Annotated in this window: 23 protein-coding genes; 13 read left to right on the forward strand and 10 right to left on the reverse strand. The window is 63.5% G+C overall.

Annotated elements, in window-relative coordinates; all coding sequences use genetic code 11:
• A partial coding sequence (locus tag WCE35_RS04415; RefSeq protein ID WP_424592145.1) for a magnesium chelatase domain-containing protein occupies positions 1-154 on the reverse strand: 154 nt, incomplete at its 3' end.
• A 236-nt stretch (positions 155-390) separates the two neighbouring features.
• Here WCE35_RS04415 and WCE35_RS04420 point away from each other — a divergent pair.
• Together WCE35_RS04420 and WCE35_RS04425 are read left to right on the forward strand one after the other, a co-directional pair.
• Positions 391-1,140: a hypothetical protein gene (locus tag WCE35_RS04420; protein WP_424592124.1), complete on the forward strand. Its 750-nt coding sequence runs from the start codon at positions 391-393 to the stop codon at positions 1,138-1,140.
• Positions 1,141-1,641, forward strand: coding sequence for a type II toxin-antitoxin system VapC family toxin (locus WCE35_RS04425; RefSeq protein WP_424592125.1), 501 nt, complete (start codon positions 1,141-1,143; stop codon positions 1,639-1,641).
• Between the two features lie 150 nt (positions 1,642-1,791).
• Here WCE35_RS04425 and WCE35_RS04430 read toward each other — a convergent pair whose 3' ends face one another.
• Together WCE35_RS04430 and gshB are read right to left on the reverse strand one after the other, a co-directional pair.
• A complete protein-coding gene (locus WCE35_RS04430) occupies positions 1,792-2,763 on the reverse strand; it encodes an MBL fold metallo-hydrolase (RefSeq protein ID WP_424592126.1) in 972 nt (323 codons plus the stop codon).
• 177 nt (positions 2,764-2,940) lie between these two features.
• Complete coding sequence (gshB, locus tag WCE35_RS04435; RefSeq protein WP_424592127.1) at positions 2,941-3,888, reverse strand: glutathione synthase; 948 nt, start codon at positions 3,886-3,888, stop codon at positions 2,941-2,943.
• Between the two features lie 629 nt (positions 3,889-4,517).
• Between gshB and WCE35_RS04440 the strand changes: the two genes are divergently transcribed.
• On the forward strand, positions 4,518-5,609 hold the full coding sequence (locus WCE35_RS04440; RefSeq protein WP_424592128.1) for a TRAP transporter substrate-binding protein: 1,092 nt from the start codon (positions 4,518-4,520) through the stop codon (positions 5,607-5,609).
• Positions 5,610-5,615: 6 nt separating this feature from the next.
• Here WCE35_RS04440 and WCE35_RS04445 read toward each other — a convergent pair whose 3' ends face one another.
• The 3 genes from WCE35_RS04445 to rsmI form a co-directional block, all read right to left on the reverse strand.
• Positions 5,616-5,912 carry a hypothetical protein gene (locus tag WCE35_RS04445; RefSeq protein WP_424592129.1) on the reverse strand — a complete coding sequence of 99 codons (297 nt, stop codon included), beginning with the start codon at positions 5,910-5,912 and terminating at the stop codon, positions 5,616-5,618.
• A 258-nt stretch (positions 5,913-6,170) separates the two neighbouring features.
• On the reverse strand, positions 6,171-6,584 hold the full coding sequence (locus WCE35_RS04450; protein WP_424592130.1) for a YraN family protein: 414 nt from the start codon (positions 6,582-6,584) through the stop codon (positions 6,171-6,173).
• Entirely contained in the window at positions 6,571-7,536 is a 966-nt protein-coding gene (gene rsmI / locus WCE35_RS04455) for a 16S rRNA (cytidine(1402)-2'-O)-methyltransferase (RefSeq protein WP_424592131.1), read from the reverse strand. The genes WCE35_RS04450 and rsmI overlap by 14 nt, the downstream gene beginning before the upstream one ends.
• Positions 7,537-7,883: 347 nt before the next feature.
• On the opposite strand from rsmI, the gene WCE35_RS04460 reads away from it, so the two are divergent.
• The gene (locus tag WCE35_RS04460; protein WP_424592132.1) at positions 7,884-9,080 is read left to right on the forward strand and encodes a penicillin-binding protein activator; all 1,197 of its coding nucleotides are present in this window, start codon (positions 7,884-7,886) and stop codon (positions 9,078-9,080) included.
• Positions 9,081-9,101: 21 nt separating this feature from the next.
• Here WCE35_RS04460 and hemW read toward each other — a convergent pair whose 3' ends face one another.
• From hemW to rph, 3 genes are read right to left on the reverse strand one after another with little or no spacing between them, the layout of a single operon-like run.
• A complete protein-coding gene (hemW, locus tag WCE35_RS04465) occupies positions 9,102-10,289 on the reverse strand; it encodes a radical SAM family heme chaperone HemW (RefSeq protein ID WP_424592146.1) in 1,188 nt (395 codons plus the stop codon).
• A gap of 22 nt (positions 10,290-10,311) precedes the next feature.
• On the reverse strand, positions 10,312-10,947 hold the full coding sequence (gene rdgB / locus WCE35_RS04470; RefSeq protein ID WP_424592133.1) for an RdgB/HAM1 family non-canonical purine NTP pyrophosphatase: 636 nt from the start codon (positions 10,945-10,947) through the stop codon (positions 10,312-10,314).
• Between the two features lie 10 nt (positions 10,948-10,957).
• Positions 10,958-11,671, reverse strand: coding sequence for a ribonuclease PH (gene rph / locus WCE35_RS04475; protein WP_424592134.1), 714 nt, complete (start codon positions 11,669-11,671; stop codon positions 10,958-10,960).
• Between the two features lie 159 nt (positions 11,672-11,830).
• On the opposite strand from rph, the gene hrcA reads away from it, so the two are divergent.
• Positions 11,831-12,919 (forward strand): heat-inducible transcriptional repressor HrcA, encoded by a 1,089-nt coding sequence (hrcA, locus tag WCE35_RS04480; protein ID WP_424592135.1) that lies wholly within the window; start codon positions 11,831-11,833, stop codon positions 12,917-12,919.
• A 101-nt stretch (positions 12,920-13,020) separates the two neighbouring features.
• Positions 13,021-13,626 (forward strand): nucleotide exchange factor GrpE, encoded by a 606-nt coding sequence (gene grpE / locus WCE35_RS04485; protein ID WP_424592136.1) that lies wholly within the window; start codon positions 13,021-13,023, stop codon positions 13,624-13,626.
• Between the two features lie 28 nt (positions 13,627-13,654).
• Here grpE and WCE35_RS04490 read toward each other — a convergent pair whose 3' ends face one another.
• Positions 13,655-14,590, reverse strand: coding sequence for a hypothetical protein (locus WCE35_RS04490; protein ID WP_424592137.1), 936 nt, complete (start codon positions 14,588-14,590; stop codon positions 13,655-13,657).
• Positions 14,591-15,164: 574 nt separating this feature from the next.
• On the opposite strand from WCE35_RS04490, the gene dnaK reads away from it, so the two are divergent.
• The 7 genes from dnaK (at position 15,165) to dapB (ending at position 21,727) form a co-directional block, all read left to right on the forward strand.
• The gene (dnaK, locus tag WCE35_RS04495) at positions 15,165-17,066 is read left to right on the forward strand and encodes a molecular chaperone DnaK (protein ID WP_424592138.1); all 1,902 of its coding nucleotides are present in this window, start codon (positions 15,165-15,167) and stop codon (positions 17,064-17,066) included.
• Between the two features lie 173 nt (positions 17,067-17,239).
• Positions 17,240-18,373 (forward strand): molecular chaperone DnaJ, encoded by a 1,134-nt coding sequence (dnaJ, locus tag WCE35_RS04500; protein ID WP_424592139.1) that lies wholly within the window; start codon positions 17,240-17,242, stop codon positions 18,371-18,373.
• Positions 18,374-18,568: 195 nt separating this feature from the next.
• Positions 18,569-19,171 carry a class I SAM-dependent methyltransferase gene (locus WCE35_RS04505; RefSeq protein ID WP_424592140.1) on the forward strand — a complete coding sequence of 201 codons (603 nt, stop codon included), beginning with the start codon at positions 18,569-18,571 and terminating at the stop codon, positions 19,169-19,171.
• Positions 19,172-19,228: 57 nt separating this feature from the next.
• On the forward strand, positions 19,229-19,807 hold the full coding sequence (locus WCE35_RS04510; RefSeq protein WP_424592141.1) for an NADPH-dependent FMN reductase: 579 nt from the start codon (positions 19,229-19,231) through the stop codon (positions 19,805-19,807).
• 6 nt (positions 19,808-19,813) lie between these two features.
• The gene (gene pyrF / locus WCE35_RS04515) at positions 19,814-20,524 is read left to right on the forward strand and encodes an orotidine-5'-phosphate decarboxylase (protein WP_424592142.1); all 711 of its coding nucleotides are present in this window, start codon (positions 19,814-19,816) and stop codon (positions 20,522-20,524) included.
• A 21-nt stretch (positions 20,525-20,545) separates the two neighbouring features.
• A complete protein-coding gene (locus WCE35_RS04520; RefSeq protein WP_424592143.1) occupies positions 20,546-20,848 on the forward strand; it encodes a DUF1330 domain-containing protein in 303 nt (100 codons plus the stop codon).
• Positions 20,849-20,911: 63 nt separating this feature from the next.
• Positions 20,912-21,727: a 4-hydroxy-tetrahydrodipicolinate reductase gene (dapB, locus tag WCE35_RS04525; protein WP_424592144.1), complete on the forward strand. Its 816-nt coding sequence runs from the start codon at positions 20,912-20,914 to the stop codon at positions 21,725-21,727.
• Positions 21,728-21,746: the final 19 nt, after the last annotated feature.

A 21,746-nucleotide genomic window follows, 5' to 3' on the forward strand; every position in this document is an offset into this window, starting at 1 on the left:
GCGCCGAGCGGACCCGCTCGCGCGCCTCGGACACCGCCTTGTCGGGAAGGCCCACGATGGCAAAGGCCGGCAATCCCGGCGCAACCTGCACCTGCACGTCGACCGCGCGGGCCTCGATCCCCTCAAAGGCTACGGTGGAAACGCGCTGGACCATGTGCCCCTCTTGCGCAATCGAAGGTAGCGGAACTGGGCGATATGTGCAAGAACATTACGGGAACAGGAGAGACGTCCACACTGCCGGGGTCCAGACCGCGTAGCGCCGGGAGGGTCTGGCCTTCAGGCGGTTGTGATGGGGCGGCTCATCCGCGATGGCGTCAGGAAAAAATTGACACCCGGCGCATACTACTAGGGCGGGTTGGTGTTATATCTTGCCCTTACAGGAAGTTGAAAGTGGCTGAACACCCGCAGTACCGCTTGAAAATCGACGTTTTCAACGTCGATAGCATGCCTATGTCCCGTTTGGCGGAGTACATGGCGGAGTTGGCCGTCTTGTTGGGTGAGCGTGAGCGCGTGCATTTCTTGCGCCTCGACCCGGGCAGCGCGGTCCTCGTGACCAGCATCGAACCCGTGGCTTTTCCGAAGGTCGACGAACGTGTTTCGCTGGTAGGCGATGGCAACGGCCCGAAGGACGCCATGCAGGCGTTTAAGAACATCGACAATATGCTGGCTAAGGACGGCGCGGTTGCCGTGCTGATTGCGCCCGGCGAAAGCACGGTCATTCAATTCCCCGGTCGGACGCGCCCCAAGCCCGTACGCTATGGGCCCTTCCGCGAAATCGGCACGCTCGACGGCCGGATTATCCGTATCGGCGGCCGGGATGAAACGATTCCGGTTTGGCTGAAAGACGGTGATGTTGAGTATCACTGCAACGTGCGTGGCGAAGAAGTCGCGCGGCGGTTGGCACCCTATTACCTCAACGGCGTTGTGCGCCTGCACGGCAGTGGCAAATGGCTGCGCGAGGAAAATGGAAGCTGGACGCTCCAACAGTTCGACATTTCGAACTTCGAGGTTCTTGACGACAGCCCGCTAACCGAGGTTGTCGGGAAGCTGCGTGCAATCGAGGGCGGCGAATGGCACGAAAGCGACGAAGCGCTGAGTGATTTGCTGGGCCTGCGTCGTGACGATCGGGAACGCCACTAAATGGCGTTCGTGGTGTTCGACACGTCGTTTCTGATACCGCTTCTGGATCCGCAAATTAAAGGTATTGGTAAGGTCGACGCACGGCTCCTCCATCTGATCGACACGCTGGACAAGCAAAAGGACGTGATCATTGTGCCGACGCCAACGTTGAGTGAAACCCTGATCGGCGCCGGTGACGCCGCGTCGAAATATCTTGATGTGCTGAATCATACATCGCGGTTACGGATAGCCTCGTTCGGGTCGCGTGCCGCTGTGGAAGCGGCTGCCCGTCACCGTGAGGCGCTGCGAGAAGGAGACAAAAAGGAAGGCTCGGAGAGCTGGGCAAAAGTGAAGTTCGACCGGCAGATTGTCGCCATCGCCAAGGTCGAAGGCGCTGAACGTATTTACTCGAACGATGATGACATTCGTCGATACGGCAAGGCCGATGGCATTCAAGTCATTCGGCTTGAGGACTTGGAAAACCCACCCGAAAAGACGCCTGACTTGTTCGACAGCAAGTAGCAGCAGCAAGGCGAACCCGCTTGTTGCCATGCTGAACCTCAGCGATTTAATCTCTTATTTTTTTGGCGACATTGGGGCTACCGCCTCTTACAACGGCGACGCGCGGTCTCCGAGGGCGGACCAACCGCCCGCCCCCGGACCCGCACCGCGTCAGAGCTGCATGTTCATCGGCTCGGGGTAATAATGGAATCCCTCCGCGGTCTTGCCGATATGGCCATAGCCGGGCCAGGCGTAGTGGTAGGACATCACGGGGATCTTGTTGGCCGCGATCATGTCCAGCAACCTCACCCGCGTCGCCGCCGCCTGCTTCGGATCGGTGTCGTAGGAAAACTCCATCCGCGGCTTTTCGAGCAGCAAAATCGCGTGATGGGTAAGATCGCCGAGGAAGGCGAAGGATTTGCCCGCCGACGTCACCATGAAGATGGTGTGACCCACGGTATGGCCGGGCGCCGCCAGCGCCTGCACGCCAGGCAGGAATTCCTGGCCGTCCTTGATGAATACCAGCCGGTCGCGGACCGGCATCAGGTTCTTGCGGGCGTGGAGGATGAAATCCTTCAAGGGTCCGCCGAGCTTGCCCTCATCGGTCCAGAAGTCGAAATCGCTCTGGGCGATGTAGTATTGCGCGTTGGGGAACAGCGGCTTGTCGTCGGCGCCCACGATGCCGCCGATATGGTCGATATGAGCATGCGACAACACCACCGCGTCGATGTCGCCCGGCTTGATGCCGGCTTCCGCCATGCTCTTCTGCTGCCGGCCGGTGGTCGGGCCGAAGGCTTTCGAGGTGCCCATGCCGGTGTCGAACAGAATCAGCTTGTCGCCGTTATTGACGATCGGCGAGTTCTGCTCCAGCACGACATTGTCCGGCGACAGGAAATTGTCGGTGAGCATCTTCTTCACTTCTTCATCCGGCACGCCGATGAAGGTGCCCTTGGGAGGGCCGAGCGGCAGCGGGCCGTCGGAAACGACGGTAACTTCGGCATCGCCCAGAACGAAGCGGTGCCAATAGGGCGTTTGGGTGCCGAGTTTGGGGGCGCGCGCCAGCGCACTGCCGCCGAGCATGGCGCTAGCCCCGAGACCGGCGCCGAGCGAGAGCAGGGACCTTCGCGAAACATTGGTTATCATGGGTTTTTCCTCCACGGTTCTTATTGAATTGCGGGCGATATTGCCCGGACAAATCCGCCGCTTGATCTGACGCGGGCGCCGATATGCTGCGCCGGCTTTCGCAGACTGGCAAGAGCAATCAGGTGCGCGCGGAGCGTGCGGTCAAAACGTGTCAGCGGCACGACAGAACGAAGAAGATTATTTTGCGGCTCGCTTCGCCTCGATGGCGTCCCAGATTTTCGCAGCCACATCCGGCCCGCCGAACCGGGCGATGGCGCGAATGCCGGTCGGCGAGGTCACGTTGATCTCGGTGAGATGGCCGTCGATCACGTCGATGCCGACGAACAGCAGGCCGCGCTCGCGCAGGGCAGGGCCGAGCGTGGCGCAGATCTCGCGCTCGCGCGCCGAAAGTTCGGTGGCCTGCGCTGCGCCGCCGCGAACCATGTTGGAGCGCAAATCGTCGGGCGCCGGCACGCGGTTGACGGCGCCGGCGAATTCGCCGTCGACCAGGATGATGCGCTTGTCGCCATGCCTGACCTCGGGGAGGAAGCGCTGGATCACCCAGGGTTCCCTGAACGTCACCGAGAACATGTCGAACAGCGAGCCGAAATTCATGTCCTGCGGCATGATCCGGAACACCGCGGCGCCGCCATGGCCGTGCAGCGGTTTCATCACCACCGCGCCATGCCGGTCACGGAACGAATTGATCTCGTCGAGGTCGCGCGAGATCAGCGTTGGCGGCATCAGCTGCGGAAAGTTCATCACGAACAGCTTTTCCGGCGCGTTGCGGACCGAGGCCGGGTTGTTCACGACCAGCGTGTTGGGGTGAATGCGTTCGAGGAAGTGCGTCGAGGTGATGTAGGCGAGATCGAAAGGCGGGTCCTGCCGCAGCAGGATCACGTCGAAGGCGGCAAGCGGCTCGCGCCTGGGCTCGCCGAGCGTAAAATGATCGCCGACCGCGTCGCGCACGGTCAGCGCCCGGACCGGGGCGACCAGCTCCTCGCCGCGCAGCGAGAGCTGGTCCGGCGTGTAGTAGGACATGCCATGGCCGCGCTTCTGCGCTTCCAGCAGCAGCGCGAAGGTGGAATCGCCTGATATGTTGATGCGCGCGATGGGGTCCATCTGGACGGCGACATTCAATTTCATGGGTGAAATCCGTGAGGGGTATGGAAGGGCAGGCTTCGGAGCATGATCCGGAAATAGCCTGCCCCGCACTTGATGCGGGGTGGGAAACGGTTTTCCGATTAGATCATGCTCAAACAAAAGGATAGAGCGGGATGACGATTCGAAGAAAAAGTCATCCCGCTCTAGTCGCACGCTTCAGCTAATCTGAAGGGTTCGAAATTCTGTTGGGCCTCTGGCGCATCGAGGAGCCGTAGTACTCTGGAAACTTCCGCTTTCGGGGCACCGCGCACATGGCTGGACCTGCTGTCGGCTCGCCCCGGTAGCGAATGACCCAACTGAGACATTCACTGCGCCGGAACGTTTGAAGCTGTCGATGCCGGCTTTCTGCTCTATCAAAGAACCCGTTTTGGACACTAATTTAGTATACCTTCTTAAGCGTGCAGGGAGGAACGGCACTGATGCGCATTCACCTGCAGGAGGCGCTCGATCGTGGCTATCGCGGAGGCTTAATGCCTGATATCCTTAGGATTCTCCGGGGTTCATCTGAGAAACGCTGGCTAATATGAAAACTTGATCCCCGGGAAGCGATGCCGCACGAAATCGCCGCGGTTTGGCGATTCCAAGGTGCAAAAATCCGAAGGGGAAACGCCATGAAACGTCGTGAATTTCTGAAGACGGTAGGCGTAAGCCTAGCTGCATCAAGCGCCGTTGCTGCGCCGGCCATTGCGCAGTCGATGCCCGAACTGAAATGGCGCTGTACCACGAGTTGGCCGAAGTCGCTCGACATTCCCTTCAGTGCATCGGAGACGATCTCGAAATATGTCGCGGAAGCCACCGACAACAAGTTTCAGATTCAAACTTTCGCCGGCGGCGAGATCGTTCCCGCCCTGCAGGCGCTCGACGCGGTGAGCAACGCCACGGTCGAGATGTGTCACACCGCCGCCTATTACTTCATCGGCAAGGACCCGACCTACGCGCTTTATTGCTCCGTTCCGTTCGGTCTGAACTCGCGCCAGCAGAACGCCTGGTTCCAGGATCACGGCGGCCAGGACATGCTCAATGAGTTCGGCAGGAAATCCAAACTGTATGCCATTGCCGGCGGCAATACCGGCACCCAGATGGGCGGCTGGTTCCGCAAGGAGATCAACACCGTCGCCGACCTCAATGGCCTGAAGATGCGGATTGGCGGATGGGCCGGCAAGACCCTTGCTAAGCTCGGCACCGTTCCGCAGCAGATCGCGGGCGGTGATATCTATCCGGCGCTGGAAAAAGGCACGATCGACGCAACCGAATGGGTCGGTCCCTATGACGACGAGAAGCTCGGCTTCTACAAGATCGCCAAGTACTATTACTATCCCGGCTGGTGGGAGGGCGGCACGGCGCTGCACTTCTTCATCAATTGGGACAAGTGGGATGCCCTGCCGAAGGCTTATCAATCGCTGCTCACGATCGCCTGCGGCTACGCCAACCTGGATGTTCAGGCGCGATATGACGCGCGCAATCCGCAGGCGATCAAGCGCCTGGTGGCGAACGGGACACTGCTGCGCCCCTTCAGCCAGTCGATCATGGAAGCCTGTTTGAAGGCATCGAACGAGGTCAATGCCGAGACCTCCGCGTCCAACCCCCACTTCAAGAAGATCTACGATTCGCAGATGGACTTCCGAAACGACGGGAATCTCTGGTGGCAGGTCGCGGAATACTCCTATGAAACCTTCATGATCCGCACGCGTCCGAAGGGCTGAACGGCGTCAACTCCACACGACGATCTTCAGCATCGTTGGTGGCGTATCCGCTGCCGGCCTGTTCTCCGCGACGAACAGATCAATTCGCGGGCGCACTGCTGCCGCAACCGCGCACTGGATGTGGTCTGCAGGCAAGATCAGCCTCGACTTGGCGCGCCAGCGAATGGAAACCGGCGATGCCAACGTGCTCGTGCTGCGCAGCAGGCCCGTTTGCAAGCAGCAATCAAGAGAATAAAGCCTCCCGTCGCCGCTTATCTCTTCCCGATTAGTCTTTGTGTCCAAGAAACCAACAGCGCCGTCCACCAACATACTCGATGGACGGCGCTGCATATCAATCGGGGGCTAAAATGCCCCAGCATCCTCCGCAGGCAATTGCCATGCGAGATCACCGCTGAGCCATCGCCGATGGTCCATTTTGTCGCACCTTCAGGCTATAGAACGTCGGACATGTCGCCTCATGGCACATCCCGAAACTGTTCTGCAATGCAAAACCCGGTCACTATCGGGGCATGGCGGACATCGAGCAAGCCTCACCCCGTTCAATTTGGCTGAAGCTACCGACTAGCTACTAGCGTCGAATGCCGCCAACAAATGCCGCGGCAGGCGCCGCGGCGCAATCAGGACGACGTCGAAACGCAGATCGAATTCGGCATGCTCGGGGTGCGCCATCAGCCAGGCTTGCGCGGCGGCGATGATGCGCGCCTGCTGGCGCGGCGTCACCGCATAGGCGGCCTCATCGAGGCTGGCGCGGGCCTTGACCTCGATGAAGACCACGAGGCTTCGTCTGCGCGCCACCAGATCGATCTCGCCATAGGGCGTGCGGAAACGTTTCGCCAGGATGCGATAGCCCTTGGCCATCAGGTAGGCAGCGGCGCGCGTTTCCGCGGAAAGCCCGGTTCGGAACGCGGCGACGCGCGCGGGCGAGGCGGGTTTGGCGGCGGCGTCGGGCGGCGAGGCGCCGTCAGTCTTCGCCATGCCCGCCCCGGATCTGCTCGGCTGGTTCCTTGGCGAGCTCGAGCGCGCGGGCATAGACCTCGCGGCGCGGCCGGCCCGACAGTTCGACCGCATGCGCCACCGCATCCTTGACGCTGTCGCGCATCAGCGACGTCCGGAGCAGATCATCGAGCCTGTCCTGCCCCATGACCTCGGCCCCGGCCGGTGGCGGGCCGATCACCAGCACGAATTCGCCGCGCGTTTCGAGCGTGGCGGCGGCCTTTGCCAATTGGCCGATCGGCGCCCGCGTGATGTCCTCGTGCATCTTGGTCAGCTCGCGGCAGATCGCGGCATCGCGCGCGGCCATGATCTCGGCGAGATCGCGCAGCGTGTCCTGCACCCGCTTTCCGGATTCGAACAGGACCAGCGTCGCATCGATCCTGGCGAGTTCACTGAGCCGCGCCCGCCGCGCATTCTGCTTCGCCGGCAAAAATCCCTCGAAGAAAAACCGGTCGGTGGGCAGACCTGCGACCGAGAGCGCCGTCAGCACCGACGAGGGCCCCGGCACGGCGATCACGGAATGGCCGGCGGCGCAGACTTCGCGCACCAGCTTGAAGCCGGGATCGGAAATCAGCGGCGTGCCGGCGTCCGAGACCAGCGCGACGCAAGCGCCCTGCGCCAGCTTCTCCAGAATTTTCGGCCGCGCCAGCGCCGCGTTGTGCTCGTGATAGGGTTTGAGTTGCGCCGTGATGGCGTAGCGTTCGGTCAGGCGGCGGGTGATGCGGGTGTCTTCGCAGGCGATGATGTCGACGCCTGCGAGCGTTTCCAGCGCCCGCAGGGTGATGTCGCCGAGATTGCCGATCGGGGTGGCGACCAGATACAGGCCGGGAACCGGCCTTGGCGCGGTCAGGACATGGCCACCGACCGAAAATGTCCGGTTCGAACAACCCGCTTCCGTATTCGACCGGTATATGGAGCTGGCTTTTGTGCGCATAATACCAATCTAGAGCGTTTTCGGGCAAAGTGGATACCGGTTCACGTGAAGAAAACGCGTCAATGCAAAGACCGGGTGTTTCGGTTCTGATAAAGTCAGAATCGAAACACTGGGATGCCAGCGCTCCGCCACCACGCGGTGAACCGAGGTGAACGTTGGTGCCGCGCACAGCGGCAGGGAAGTCGGTTACCGCAACGGGCAACGGGCGCCATGCGACCATAATCCTTTGTTTTGGATAACTATCGGCCGACTAACTATATGCCTTTATCCATCCTCCTGACCGCGGGGGGCTGGCGCCATGGCCGGTCGCGGTCGGTCAAGAGATTCGGTCAAGAGATAGAGACACGATGGAAGGCCCATTCAATCGCACGTCACAGCCGTCGGGCACGACCCGGCGGACGGCGCTTGGCCTCGTTCTCGGCGCGCCGCTGCTCGGGGCTTGCGCGGGCATGCAGGGTTTCAACTCGTTCGGCTCGCAAGCCGACGCGCCGGCGGGGCCACCGCAAGAGGGGGTTGCCGTCGGCACCGGTCAGGTCAAGGTGGGCCTGATCCTGCCGCTGTCGGCGTCGGGCAATGCCGGCGTCGCCGCGCAGTCGATGAAGAACGCCGCCGAAATGGCACTGGCGGAATTCCAGAACCCCAACATCCAGCTTCTGATCAAGGATGACGGCGGCAGCCCGCAAGGCGCGAGCCAAGGAACCCAGCAGGCGCTCGGCGAAGGCGCGGAGATCATTCTGGGGCCGCTGTTTGCGGTCTCGGTTCCGGCGGTGGCGCAGTTGACACGCGCGCGAGGCACCTCCGTGATCGCGTTCTCGACCGATTCCAGCGTGGCCGGCCGCGGCGTCTATCTGTTGAGCTTTCTGCCCGAGTCCGACATCAATCGGATCATCGATTACGCGGCCGGAACCGGCAAACGATCCTTCGCGGCGCTGGTGCCCGATAATGCCTACGGCAATGTGGTGGAGGCCGCGTTCAAGCAGGCCGTCGGCCGCAAGGGCGGACGCGTCATCGCGTTCGAGAAATACGGCGCCGATCGCGCCACCGCCGCGCGAACGGTGGCGCAGTCGCTTGGCCAGGCCGATGCGCTGTTGATCGCCGACGACGGCGATTCGGTTGTCGCGACGGCCGACGCGCTGACCGCGGCGGGTTCCAACCTGCGCAACATCCAGCTGCTCGGCACCGGGCTGTGGGACAATCCACGGGTGTTTGCGAGCCCCGCCTTGCAGGGTGGCCTTTACGCCGCGCCGGATCCGGCCGGCTTCCGCGGCTTCGCCGGCCGTTACCGCGCCAAATTCGGCGCTGAACCGGTGCGTACCGCGACGCTCGCCTATGACGCGGTGGCGCTGGTCGCGGCGCTGGCGCGCACCCAGGGTCCGCAGCGCTTTGCGCCGGAAACCCTGACCAATTCGTCCGGCTTTGCCGGCATCGATGGCCTGTTCCGCTTTCGCGCCGACGGCACCAATGAACGCGGCCTTGCGGTGATGAAGGTGACGACGGGCGGCGGCCAGCCGGTCGCCGGCTCGCCGAAGAGTTTTGGGGCGTAGTATCCGTCGCCCCTGCGAAAGCTACGCCGCCAGATCGGCCACCACCGCATCGAGCACGGGAAATCCGGCCTGCGTGACCCGCAGCCGGCCGTCAGCATCGACCGATATCGCCCCCGCCTCGCGCAGCAGCGCGATGCGACGTGGATCGAGCGCGCGGCCGGACAGCGCCGCGTAGCGCCCGGGGTCGATGCCCTCGGCGAGCCGCAATCCCATCAGCAAAAATTCGTCGGCGCATTCCTCGCGGTCGAGGCGATCATCGGTGATGACGCCATGACCGTTCGCCTCAACGCGCATCAGCCAGGATTCGGGGCGCTTTTCGGTTGCGGTCGCGTGTCGTGCGCCACGGATATCGAGGCGGCCATGGGCGCCGGGACCGATGCCGGCATACTCCTCGCCGCGCCAGTAGACGAGATTGTGCCGGCACTCCGCACCCGGTCGTGCGTGATTGGAAATCTCGTAGGCCGGCAATCCCCGCGCCGCGCAGACCTCCTGCGTCACGTCATAGAGAGCGCGCGCGAGGGCCTCATCCGGCGTCTTCAGTTTTCCCGCCGCATGCAGGCCGAAGAACGGCGTGCCTTCCTCGATGGTAAGCTGATAGAGCGACAGATGTTCGGCGGCTTCCGATATCGCAAGCTTCAGCTCGTCGGCCCACATCCGCGGCGTCTGATCGGGGCGGGCATAGATCAGGTCGAACGAATAACGATCGAACGCGTTGCGCGCGATCGCGACCGCATCGAGCGCTTCGCGCGCGGTATGCAAACGCCCCAGTGCCTTCAGCGCGGCGTCATCCAGGGCCTGCACGCCGAGCGATACGCGGTTGACGCCGGCTGCGCGATAGCCGCGAAAGCGGGTAGCCTCGACGCTGGTTGGATTGGCTTCCAGGGTCACTTCCACGCCGGAGGCGACGCGCCAGTGCTTTCCGATCGCATCGAGGATGGCGCCGACGGTCCGCGGCTGCATCAGCGACGGCGTGCCGCCGCCGAGAAAGATCGAAGATACTTCGCGTTTCGGGATCCGCGCCGCGGTGGTCTCGATCTCGCGGGCAAAGGCGCGGGCAAAGCGATCCTCGTCGATCGGCGCGTGCCGGACGTGGCTGTTGAAATCGCAATACGGGCATTTCGACAGGCAGAACGGCCAGTGCACATAGACGGCGAACGCCGGCCTTTTTCCCTCGCCCGCCTGCGGGAGAGAGCCGGCCCCCGACTTGATCGGGGGGCTGGGCTGGGGGCTGTTAATGCGGCTCAAGACAGATCTCCGCGAGCTTGACGAAGGCGCGGGCGCGATGCGACAGGCCGAGGCCCAGTGGCGGCATGCCATGCTTCTCGACGCTGGTCATCTCGCCAAACGTGCGCGTATGACCATCGGGCAGGAAAGCCGGATCATAGCCGAAACCGGCGGTGCCGCGCGGCGGCCACACCAGGGTTCCGTCGGCGCGCGCCTCGACCTCTTCGAGGTGATCGTCGGGCCAGGCGACGCAGAGCGCGGAAACGAAATGCGCTTTGCGCTGTTCAAGCGCGGTGGCGCCGCGCTCCTGCAGCAGCCGTTCGATCCGCGTCATCGCGGCGGTGAAATCCTTGTCGGGTCCAGCCCAGCGGGCTGACAGGATTCCGGGCGCGCCGCCCAGCGCATCGACCACCAGTCCGGAATCATCGGCGAAGGCCGGAAGCTGCGCGGCTTGCGCCGCTGATATCGCCTTGATCGCGGCGTTGGTGCGAAAGCTGTCGCCGGTCTCTTCGGGCTCGCCGAGGCCGAGTTCGCCCGCCGATACCGCCTGGACGCCATATGGCGCCAGCAATTCGCGCATCTCGGCGAGTTTGCCGGGATTATGGGTCGCGATCACGAGCTTGCCTGCGATTCGGCGGTGCATGGCCAATCAACTATCCGACGGCCATCTTCTGCAAGTCGACCAGCCGCGCCACGCCCCTGCGTGCCAGCGCCATCAGCGCCAAAAACTCAGCTTCCGAGAACGGGGTCTTTTCGGCGGTGCCCTGGACCTCGATGATGCGGCCGTCGCCGGTCATGACAAAGTTGGCGTCGGTCTCGGCCTCCGAGTCCTCGGCGTAATCGAGGTCCAGCACCGGCGTGCCGTTGTAGATGCCGCAGGAGATCGCGGCGACGTTATCGCGCAGCACATGGGTTTTCACCATGTTGCGGCTCTTCATCCAGCCGATGCAGTCGGCGAGCGCAACCCAGGCGCCGGTGATCGCAGCCGTGCGCGTGCCGCCGTCGGCCTGAATCACGTCGCAATCCACCGTGATCTGGCGCTCGCCGAGCGCCTCGAGATCAATGGTTGCCCGCAGCGAGCGGCCGATCAGGCGCTGGATTTCGACGGTGCGGCCGTTCTGCTTGCCGGCAGCGGCCTCACGGCGGGTGCGTTCCAGCGTGGCGCGCGGCAGCATGCCGTATTCGGCGGTCACCCAGCCGCGGCCCTGGCCCTTGAGCCAGGGCGGCAGCCGTTCTTCGAGGGTGGCGGTAACCAGCACATGGGTATCGCCGAATTTAACCATGCAGGAACCCTCGGCATATTTGACGACGCCGCGCTCCAGCGACACGGGGCGCAGCTCATCGGGTGCACGGCGGCTTGGCCGCATGGGGAATCCTCCGAAAAATCCAGCAAAACGGGCTCGCGGTGCTTGTAGGAGGGGGAACGGGCAGCGGCAAGGGCCTTGGCCGCCACTTTGGCGACCAATACGCGCTTGTCACCGGCCCCCCGGATAGACAGATTAGGGTTCATTGTGATGGAGTAAGGTGTGGCCCAACACGATCCGATTGGCCTGATCGCGCCGAATGCCGGGCTCGCCCAGCTCAACGAGCGCTCGCGCGACATTTTTCGCCAGATCGTCGAGAGTTATCTGGCGACCGGCGAACCGGTCGGCTCGCGCAACATCTCGCGCCTGATCACGGTGCCGCTGTCGCCGGCCTCGGTGCGCAACGTGATGTCGGATCTCGAGCAGCTCGGCCTGATCTATGCGCCGCATACCTCGGCCGGCCGGTTGCCCACGGAGCTGGGTTTGCGGTTTTTCGTCGATGCCCTGATGCAGATCGGCGATCTCACCGAAGCCGAGCGGCAGTCGATCCAGACCCAGCTGGCGACGGTGGGCAAGGCGCAATCGGTCGAGGCGGCGCTCGGCGAAGCGCTGACGCGGCTGTCGGGCCTGACGCGTGCCGCGGCGGTGGTCCTGACCGCAAAATCCAATTCGCGACTGAAGCACATCGAGTTTGTGCGGCTGGAACCGGAACGCGCGCTGGTAGTGCTGGTCGGCGAAGACGGCCAGGTCGAGAACCGCGTGCTGACCCTGCCGCCCGGCGTTCCCTCCTCCGCGCTGACCGAAGCGACCAATTTTCTCAATGCCCGGATCAGGGGCAGAACGCTGGCTGAAGCGCGCCTCGAACTCGAAACCGCGCTGACGCAAAGTCGCGCCGAACTCGATCAGCTGACGCAGAAGGTCATCGCCGCTGGCATCGCAAGCTGGTCGGGCGGTGACAGCGACGACCGGCAATTGATCGTGCGCGGTCATGCCAATCTGCTGGAGGACCTGCACGCGCTGGAAGATCTGGAGCGCGTGAAATCGCTGTTTGACGATCTCGAGACCAAGCGCGGCGTCATCGATCTGCTCGGTCGCGCCGAGCGTGCCGAGGGCGTGCGGATTTTCATCGGCTCGGAGAACAAGCTGTTTTCGCTGTCCGGTTCCTCAACCATCATCGCGCCCTACGGCGATGGCGCGGGCCGGATCGTCGGCGTTCTCGGCGTGATCGGGCCGACGCGGCTGAACTACGCCCGGGTGATCCCGACCGTGGATTACGCCGCGCGCATCGTCAGCCGGATGCTCGGCGGGTGATCCCGCGTGGAAGCGCTTGATTTTCGCCGTCCAAAGCACGATATCCGGGCCAGCAAACCCCACATTGACCTGATCCTGAGCGATTTTCGAAAAGGCGATCCATGACCGATCCGAACCTGCCGAACGATGACGCGGCGAATGCGGCGCCGACCGGCGAGCCTGTGGTCTCGAAGCCCTACATCATGCCCGACGACCCCGAGGAAGGATCGGTCGAGGCGCTGGCGAGGGAAGCCGCGGAAGCGCGCGACAAGATGCTGCGCACGCTGGCGGAGATGGAAAACCTGCGTAAGCGCACCAGCCGCGAGGTGGCCGACGCCAGGACCTACGGCATCACCGGTTTCGCGCGCGACATTCTCGATATCGCCGACAGCCTGCAGCGCGCGCTCGATGCGGTTCCGGCCGAGGCCAAGGCCGCCGCCGATCCCGGGTTGAAGGCGCTGATCGACGGCGTCGAGCTGACCGAGCGGTCGCTGCTCAACACGCTGGAGAAAAACGGCGTCAAGAAATTCGAGCCCTCGGGCGAGAAATTCGATCCGAACTTCCAGCAGGCGATGTACGAGGTGCCCGATTCCTCGGTGCCGTCAGGCACCGTGGTGCAGGTCGTGCAGGCCGGCTACATGATCGGCGAGCGCGTGCTTCGCCCCGCTTTGGTCGCCGTATCCAAGGGCGGTGCGAAAGCATCCCCAAGCGCCGACATCACGGGCTGAGCCGGCCAACTCGGCGCTCGAAATCCGCTCAGCGCGGCTGAATTCCGTCGCGCACGGCGCGGAAGCGCGGAAACGCTTTCGACCAGTCGTCGCGCGGGGAGCTTCCGATGATGCGCAGCGAGCTCTGGGCGCCGAACCGCAACCATTGCACGATGGTGACCGGGGTATTGCCCTTGCCGCTGACCGCATCGATACGCGTCTCAAAGCCGGGCTGGCCATCGATGCGGACCGGCTCGGACATCGTGATGCGCCCGTCGCGCACGCCGGGAATCGTGGTCGCGATCTGCTGGGCAAAGCGGCCGCGATCATCGGGCGACGCTGCCGTCGACCCGATGATGCCAAGGATCATGAAGGGCGCGACTTCAAAGCCGGTCTTTTCGTCGCTGTCGGCGATAATGAGGGCAGCGCCCGGTGCCAGCGTGCGGACATTCTTGAAACTGCCGAGTTCGCCGATCTTGAACGGCATCAGCCCGAGCTGCTCGTCGACGGGAACCTCGTTGCGAATCGCCGCGGAGGCGAACATCCGGCGCACGGCCTCGTCGGTATAGATCTTCGAGACATTCTCGGGCACCTGCACGGCGACATAGCCGGAGAAGGTCGGACCCGGCAGAATCATCGAATAGCGCCGTACATTGACCGCGCCATCCCTGGCGCTTTCAGCGGTGTAATAGGCCAGCCCGGCCGCGGTCTCGATACTCTCTGGCTTGATGCCGCCGCTGCCGCCGGGATTGGCCTTGAAGGCATTGGCGACTTCGCCATAGGCCTCGGCAGGCAGGTCCGTCACCAGGACCTTGACGCTCTGATCCTCGGTTTCGAAGCCGATAAACGATTTGGCGCGGACGAGACCGACCAGCGGCGTCATCCCGACTCGGGCGCCCGGCGGGAAAACCAGGTCCGCGGCAAGCGCAGGACACATGGCGGCGACCAGCAGGGCAATCGCAGCGGATATTCGAATGGGCATCATCTCAAGGATCCACCGGGTTTGCATTGAGCCCGTTCAATGGTCGGCCGGTGTGGCCCTCAGGGCTCTGACAGGCTTGGTTGGTCGGCCCGCTTTTAGCGGTTTTGATGTCCCTGCAACAGGGCATGGCTGCGCTTCCGTTCCCCCCTGTACCGTCAGGAATACCGGGCTTCTTGCACGATATTACTGGTTCTTGGACAGTTTTCGGGCATTTCAGGGCGATGACCGATCAGTCTGTTGCGAGAACGCAGCGGCCCAATACCGCGCTTGCCGGACGATTTGCCGGCCTGCTGCCGCCGGCGCCGGTCCGGGCCGGACGCGCGGGGATCGCGCCGGTCTTCTCGGCCTATCTGTTAACGCGGCTGCGGCCTGGGCCGATGCCCGTCCCGAGCTGACACAATCTTTCAAACGTCAGCCTTTTCAGGGTTCAAGGTTACGTTCCGTCCTTGCAGGCCGGACCCCCCCTCCTATATGAGGCTCACCGTCGCACTATCGCGCGTATTGAATGTTTGGGGGTTCGGCCTGGTGCGCCGTCAGGGCCCAGCCAACCTGCCGCAAAAAGAAGGATATGAGGACCATGGGAAAGGTCATTGGGATCGATCTCGGCACCACCAATTCGTGCGTCGCCGTAATGGATGGCAAGACATCGAAAGTCATCGAGAATGCGGAGGGCATGCGCACCACGCCGTCGATCGTTGCCTTCAGTGATGATGGCGAGCGCCTTGTCGGCCAGCCGGCCAAGCGTCAGGCGGTAACCAATCCCGAGCGTACCTTCTTCGCGGTCAAGCGCCTGGTCGGCCGCCGCTATGACGACCCGATGGTCGAGAAGGACAAGAAGCTCGTCCCCTACAAGATCGTCAAGGCATCGAACGGCGATGCCTGGGTCGAGGCCGACGGCAAGAGCTACTCGCCCTCGCAAATTTCCGCTTTCGTCCTGCAGAAGATGAAAGAGACCGCGGAAGCCCATCTCGGCCAGAAGGTCGATCAGGCCGTCATCACCGTTCCCGCCTATTTCAACGACGCGCAGCGTCAGGCCACCAAGGACGCCGGCAAGATCGCCGGACTTGAAGTGCTGCGCATCATCAACGAGCCGACCGCGGCCGCGCTCGCCTACGGGCTCGACAAGACGAAAACCGGCACCATCGCGGTGTATGACCTCGGCGGCGGCACCTTCGACATCTCGATCCTCGAGATCGGCGATGGCGTGTTCGAGGTGAAGTCGACCAACGGCGACACCTTCCTCGGCGGCGAGGACTTCGACATGCGCCTCGTGAGCTATCTGGCCGATGAGTTCCAGAAGGAGCAGGGCATCAACCTGCGCAACGACAAGCTTGCCTTGCAGCGCCTGAAAGAGGCCGCCGAAAAGGCCAAGATCGAGTTGTCCTCGACGACGCAGACCGAAATCAACCTGCCGTTCATCACGGCCGATCAGGCCGGGCCGAAGCATCTGACGATGAAGCTGACGCGCTCGAAGTTCGAGGCGTTGGTCGACGATCTCGTTCAGAAGACCATCGAACCCTGCCGCAAGGCGCTGAAGGATGCCGGCCTCACCGCCGCTGAGATCGGCGAAGTGGTGCTGGTCGGCGGCATGACCCGCATGCCCAAGGTCCAGGAAGTGGTGAAACAATTGTTCGGCAAGGAGCCGCACAAGGGCGTCAACCCGGACGAAGTCGTCGCCATCGGGGCTGCGATCCAGGCCGGCGTGCTGCAGGGCGACGTCAAGGACGTGCTGCTGCTCGACGTGACCCCGCTGTCGCTCGGCATCGAGACGCTGGGTGGCGTGTTCACCCGCATCATCGAACGCAACACCACGATCCCGACCAAGAAGAGCCAGGTGTTCTCGACCGCCGAGGACAACCAGAATGCCGTCACCATCCGCGTCTTCCAGGGCGAGCGCGAAATGGCGGCCGACAACAAGGTTCTCGGTCAGTTCGACCTGATGGGCATTCCGCCGGCGCCGCGCGGCATGCCGCAGATCGAGGTCACCTTCGATATCGACGCCAACGGCATCGTCAACGTCTCGGCCAAGGACAAGGCGACCAGCAAGGAGCAGCAGATCCGGATCCAGGCATCCGGCGGCCTCTCCGAAGCCGACATCCAGAAGATGGTCAAGGACGCCGAAGCCAATGCGGCCGAGGACAAGAAACGCCGCGAGGCGGTCGACGCCAAGAACCATGCCGACGCGCTGGTGCATTCGACCGAAAAGGCGCTGGCCGAGCACGGCTCCAAGGTCGCCGACACCGAGCGCCGCGCCATCGAGGACGCCGTCAGCGACCTGAAGGAGGCGCTGAAGGGCGACGACGCCGAAGCCATCAAGGCCAAGACCAATGTGCTGGCGCAGGCTTCGATGAAGCTTGGCGAGGCCATGTACAAGCAGCAGGCCGAAAGCGATGCGGCCAAGGATGCCGCGAAGGATGACGTCGTCGACGCGGAGTTCACCGAGGTCGACGACGACAAGAACAACAAGAAGTCTGCTTAGGCGGGCTGGAGATCATGACCCTCATGCCAAAGAGCGCGCAGCGCGTCTCGATGGGGTGGGGGTCATTTTTCGTTAAGCCCAAGACTTCATATTCCACGACTTCATATTCCGGACTGCATCTTCCAAATCGCATTCCCTCGGAATGATGACGAACTTCGGGCGGGTCTGAAGAAATGTCCACCAAGCGCTGCTACTATGAAACCCTTGAGGTCGATCGGAACGCGGACGATTCCAAGCTGAAGACGGCGTTCCGCAAGCTGGCGATGAAATGGCACCCGGACAAGAACCCGGGCGATGCCAGCAGCGAGTTGCGGTTCAAGGAAATCAACGAAGCCTACGAAGTGCTGAAGGACGGCGACAAGCGCGCCGCCTATGACCGGTTCGGCCATGCCGCTTTCGAGCAGGGCACCGGCGGCGGCGGCCCCGGCTTCGGCGCCGGGTTCGCCTCCTCATTCTCGGATATTTTCGAGGATCTGTTCGGCATGGCCGGTCAGCGCGGACGTGGCGGCGGCCGCGAGCGCGGCGCCGACCTGCGCTACAATATGGAAATCACGCTGGAGGAAGCTTACCTCGGCAAGACTGCCAAGATCGAAATTCCGGTCTCGGTGACCTGCGAGTCCTGTTCGGGCACTGGTGCCAAGGCCGGTACCAAGCCGAAGAACTGCTCGATGTGCGGCGGCGCCGGCCGGGTGCGGCAGGCGCAGGGCTTCTTCACGCTGGAGCGCACCTGCCCCGGCTGCCAGGGCCGCGGCCAGATGATCGAAGACGCCTGTCCAGCCTGTGCGGGTTCGGGACGGGTGACGCGCGACCGGACCCTGTCGGTCAATATTCCGCAAGGTGTGGAAGATGGCACCCGGATCCGGCTGGCCGGCGAAGGCGAAGCCGGCGTTCGCGGCGGCCCGCCCGGCGACCTCTATATCTTCCTGTCGCTGTCAGCGCACGAGTTCTTCCAGCGCGATGGCGCCGACCTGTATTGCCGTGTTCCGATCTCGATGGTGACGGCATCGCTCGGCGGCGAATTCGAAGTGCCGACCATCGACAAGGGCAAGACCAGGGTGAAAGTGCCCTCCGGCACCCAGTCGGGCCGGCGCTTCCGCATTGCATCAAAGGGCATGCCGGTGCTGCGCTCGCGTCAGACCGGCGACATGTATGTCCAGGTCGTGGTCGAAACGCCGCAGAATCTGACCAGGAAGCAGCAGGAATTGCTGATGGAGTTCGAAAAATTGTCGTCCGGTGCAACCCAACCGGAGGCGGCGGGTTTTTTCTCCAAGGTCAAGGACTTCTTCGGCAGCCGCGCCGGCCCATAGCGTAGTCTCCAAACCGGGACGGTTCTGCGATGGCACGCGTTAAATAAAGCAATCAGCGCAGGGTCTTGCCGTCAAACTGCGCGCACCTTGGCGGACCAGGCGCGTTACCGTTTGGCTTGACCGTCTCCGCTCCGACCTATACGTCTTTATGACTGTTTTCTGACAGCCGCGATCGCGGTCCCGCCTGGTAGCGAAATGCCCCTGCAATCCTCCGCGCGCGCGTTGAAAAAGCCTCTTCGTCTCGACGATGAGGTTCGTTTTCTCCGTTCATGGATCGAAAAGCCGCTTCACATGGGCGCGGTGATGCCGTCGAGCCGGGTGCTGGCCCGCACCATGGCGCAATATGTCGAAGTCGGCTCCAAAGGACCGGTCGTCGAACTTGGGCCGGGCACCGGCGCAATCACCAACGCCTTGATCGAGCATGGCGTCGATCAGAGGCGCCTCGTACTGGTCGAATACAATCCGGGTTTTTGCGCGCTGCTGCGCGACCGCTATCCCCATGCGACCATCGTGCAGGGCGATGCCTACACGCTGCGCGCCTCGCTCGGCAACGTGCTCGACGCCCCCGCCTCGGCGGTGGTTTCCGGCCTTCCGCTGGTGACAAAACCGATGCTGACGCGGCTGAAATTGATCCGCGATGCTTTCGGCGCGCTGGCGCCGGGTGCGCCATTCGTGCAGTTCACCTATTCGGTCGTGCCGCCGATACCCAAATCGCTGCCGGGCGTGTCCACCGAAGCTTCCGAGCGGATCTGGATGAACCTTCCGCCCGCGCGGGTCTGGGTGTATCGCAAGGGCTGATTGAAACCGCCGGGTGCTTTTGCGCGGCGGCTGGCCCCGAATACGATTTCTGAAAATATGTCCGCGCTGAAAATCCTCGTGATCCCGGGATCGTGTCGCACCGGCTCGCTCAACGCAAAGCTCGCCGCGGCCACCGCGCATGAACTGGCGCAAGCGGGTGCCGACGTCACCCGCATCTCGCTGGCGGACTTTCCGCTGCCGATCTACGACGGCGACCTGCAGGCGAAATCCGGCGTGCCGAAGCACGCGGTCAATCTCAAGCGCATGATCGGTGTCCATCACGGCGTCCTCATCGTGACGCCGGAACATAATTCCTCGGTGCCGGCGCTGGTCAAAAACGCCATCGACTGGGTGAGCCGGGTGCAGGATGCGCACGAGACCCGCGGCCAGGTATTTCGCGAGCGTGTGTTTGCGATCGCCGCCGCCTCGGGCGGCCGCCTCGGCGGCTCGCGGGCGCTGGCGGCGCTGCGGCTTATTCTTTCCGCCTGCCATGCGACCGTTATTCCGAACCAGCTCGCGCTGTCGTTCGCGGAACAGGCCTATGACGACATGGACCACTTGAAACATCCCGCCGATCTCGAGGCGCTGCGGGCGCTGGTGCGGCAGTTGATCGACCTTTCCCAACGCATGATGTGAGGTGACATGCAGCCAGCCAGTATCGCGCTCAGGGACCGGCTGATTGTCGCGCTCGACCTGTCCAGCGTCGCCGCGGCGGAGGCGATGGTTGCGACGCTCGGCGGCAGCGTCAATTTCTACAAGATCGGCTATCAGCTCGCCTACGCCGGCGGATTGCCGCTCGCCCGTCAGCTCGCGAGCGCGGGCAACAAGGTCTTCGTCGATCTCAAGCTGCACGACATCGGCAACACCGTGGCCCGCGGCGTCGAGAGCGTCGCAACGCTGGGCGCAACCTTCCTGACCGTCCACGCCTATCCGCAGACCATGAAGGCCGCGGTCGAGGGGCGCGCGGGATCGGACCTCAAAATCCTCGCCGTGACCGTGCTGACATCCTATGACGACGGCGATCTCCATGCCGCGGGCTATCGTCTCAATGTATCCGATCTCGTCGAAGCGCGCGCCCAGCAGGCGCAGGTGCTTGGCGTCGACGGGCTCGTATGTTCGCCGGCGGAGGCGGCCGGCCTGCGCAGGATCGTCGGTCACCGGATGAGCCTGGTGACGCCGGGCATCCGGCCGGCGGGGGCTGCCAGCGGCGACCAGAAACGCATCATGACGCCGGCGCGCGCGATCGCCGCCGGGGCGGATTATCTGGTGGTCGGACGGCCGATCACCGAAGCCGCCGATCCCAAAGCCGCGGCGGAGGCCATTCAGGCCGAGGTCGCGCAGGCGCTGGTTTGACCAAAGGCAAGGAACGCGAGAATGGCAAAGGCCTACTGGATCGCACGCATCGACGTGCACAACATGGACGGCTACAAGGAATACGTCGCGCAGAACGGCGCGGTGTTCGCGAAATATGGTGCCAAATTCCTGGTGCGCGGCGGCAAGTTCGAAGCCAAGGAAGGCTCGTCGCGGTCGCGCAACGTGGTGCTGGAGTTCAAGGATTACGAGACCGCGCTGGCCTGCTACAACTCGCCGGAATACACCCATCTGGTGAAGGTTCGCTCCCCGCATGCCGCGAGCGATCTCGTGATCATCGAAGGCTATGACGGACCCCAGCCCTGATATCGGGCCCGGTCTGTTGCCGGAACGGACTGCTCCCGCTATAGGGCGTTAGGAGGGTGAGCTATGGCCGACATGCGTTTGATCGTTGCGGGGGCCGGCGGCCGGATGGGGCGGACGCTGACACGCGTCATCTCGGAAACATCGGGCGCGGCTCTCGCCGGCGCGCTGGAAGCGCCCGGCTCCGAGCTGTTGGGCAAGGATGCCGGCGTGCTCGCAGGCCTGCCCGAAAATGGCGTCAAACTCTCGGCCGATCTGTGGTCGCTGTCGGCCAATGCCGACGGCATTCTGGATTTCACCGTGCCCGGCGCGACCATCGCCAATGTCGCGATCGCCGCCGAACGCGGCCTCGTCCATGTCATCGGCACCACCGGCCTGTCGCCGTCGGACGAGGCCGTGATCAGGAGCGTCACCTCGCGCGCCATCGTGGTGAAGTCGGGCAATATGAGCCTCGGCGTCAATCTGCTGGCAGCGCTGGTGAAGCGGGTCGCGCAGTCGCTCGATGCAAGCTTTGACATCGAAATTCTCGAGATGCACCACAGGGCCAAGATCGACGCGCCGTCCGGCACGGCATTGATGTTGGGCGAAGCCGCCGCCGCCGGCCGCGGCATCGACCTCTACGCCCATGCGGCGCGCGGCCGTGATGGCGAAACCGGCGCGCGCCGGTCAGGCGATATCGGCTTTGCGTCGTTGCGCGGCGGCACCGTCACCGGCGATCACAGCGTGATCTTTGCCGGCGCGATGGAGCGCATCGAGCTGACGCATCGAGCCGAGGACCGGACCATGTTCGCGCAAGGCGCCGTCAAGGCGGCGCTGTGGGCGCGCGGCCGCAAGCCGGGGTTGTATTCGATGGCCGACGTGCTCGGGCTCTCCGACTTCTGAAATTTGGCGACCTTTCGAA

It is taken from the genome of Bradyrhizobium sp. (assembly GCF_049691595.1).
In the GTDB taxonomy this organism is placed as follows: Bacteria; Pseudomonadota; Alphaproteobacteria; order Rhizobiales; family Xanthobacteraceae; genus Bradyrhizobium.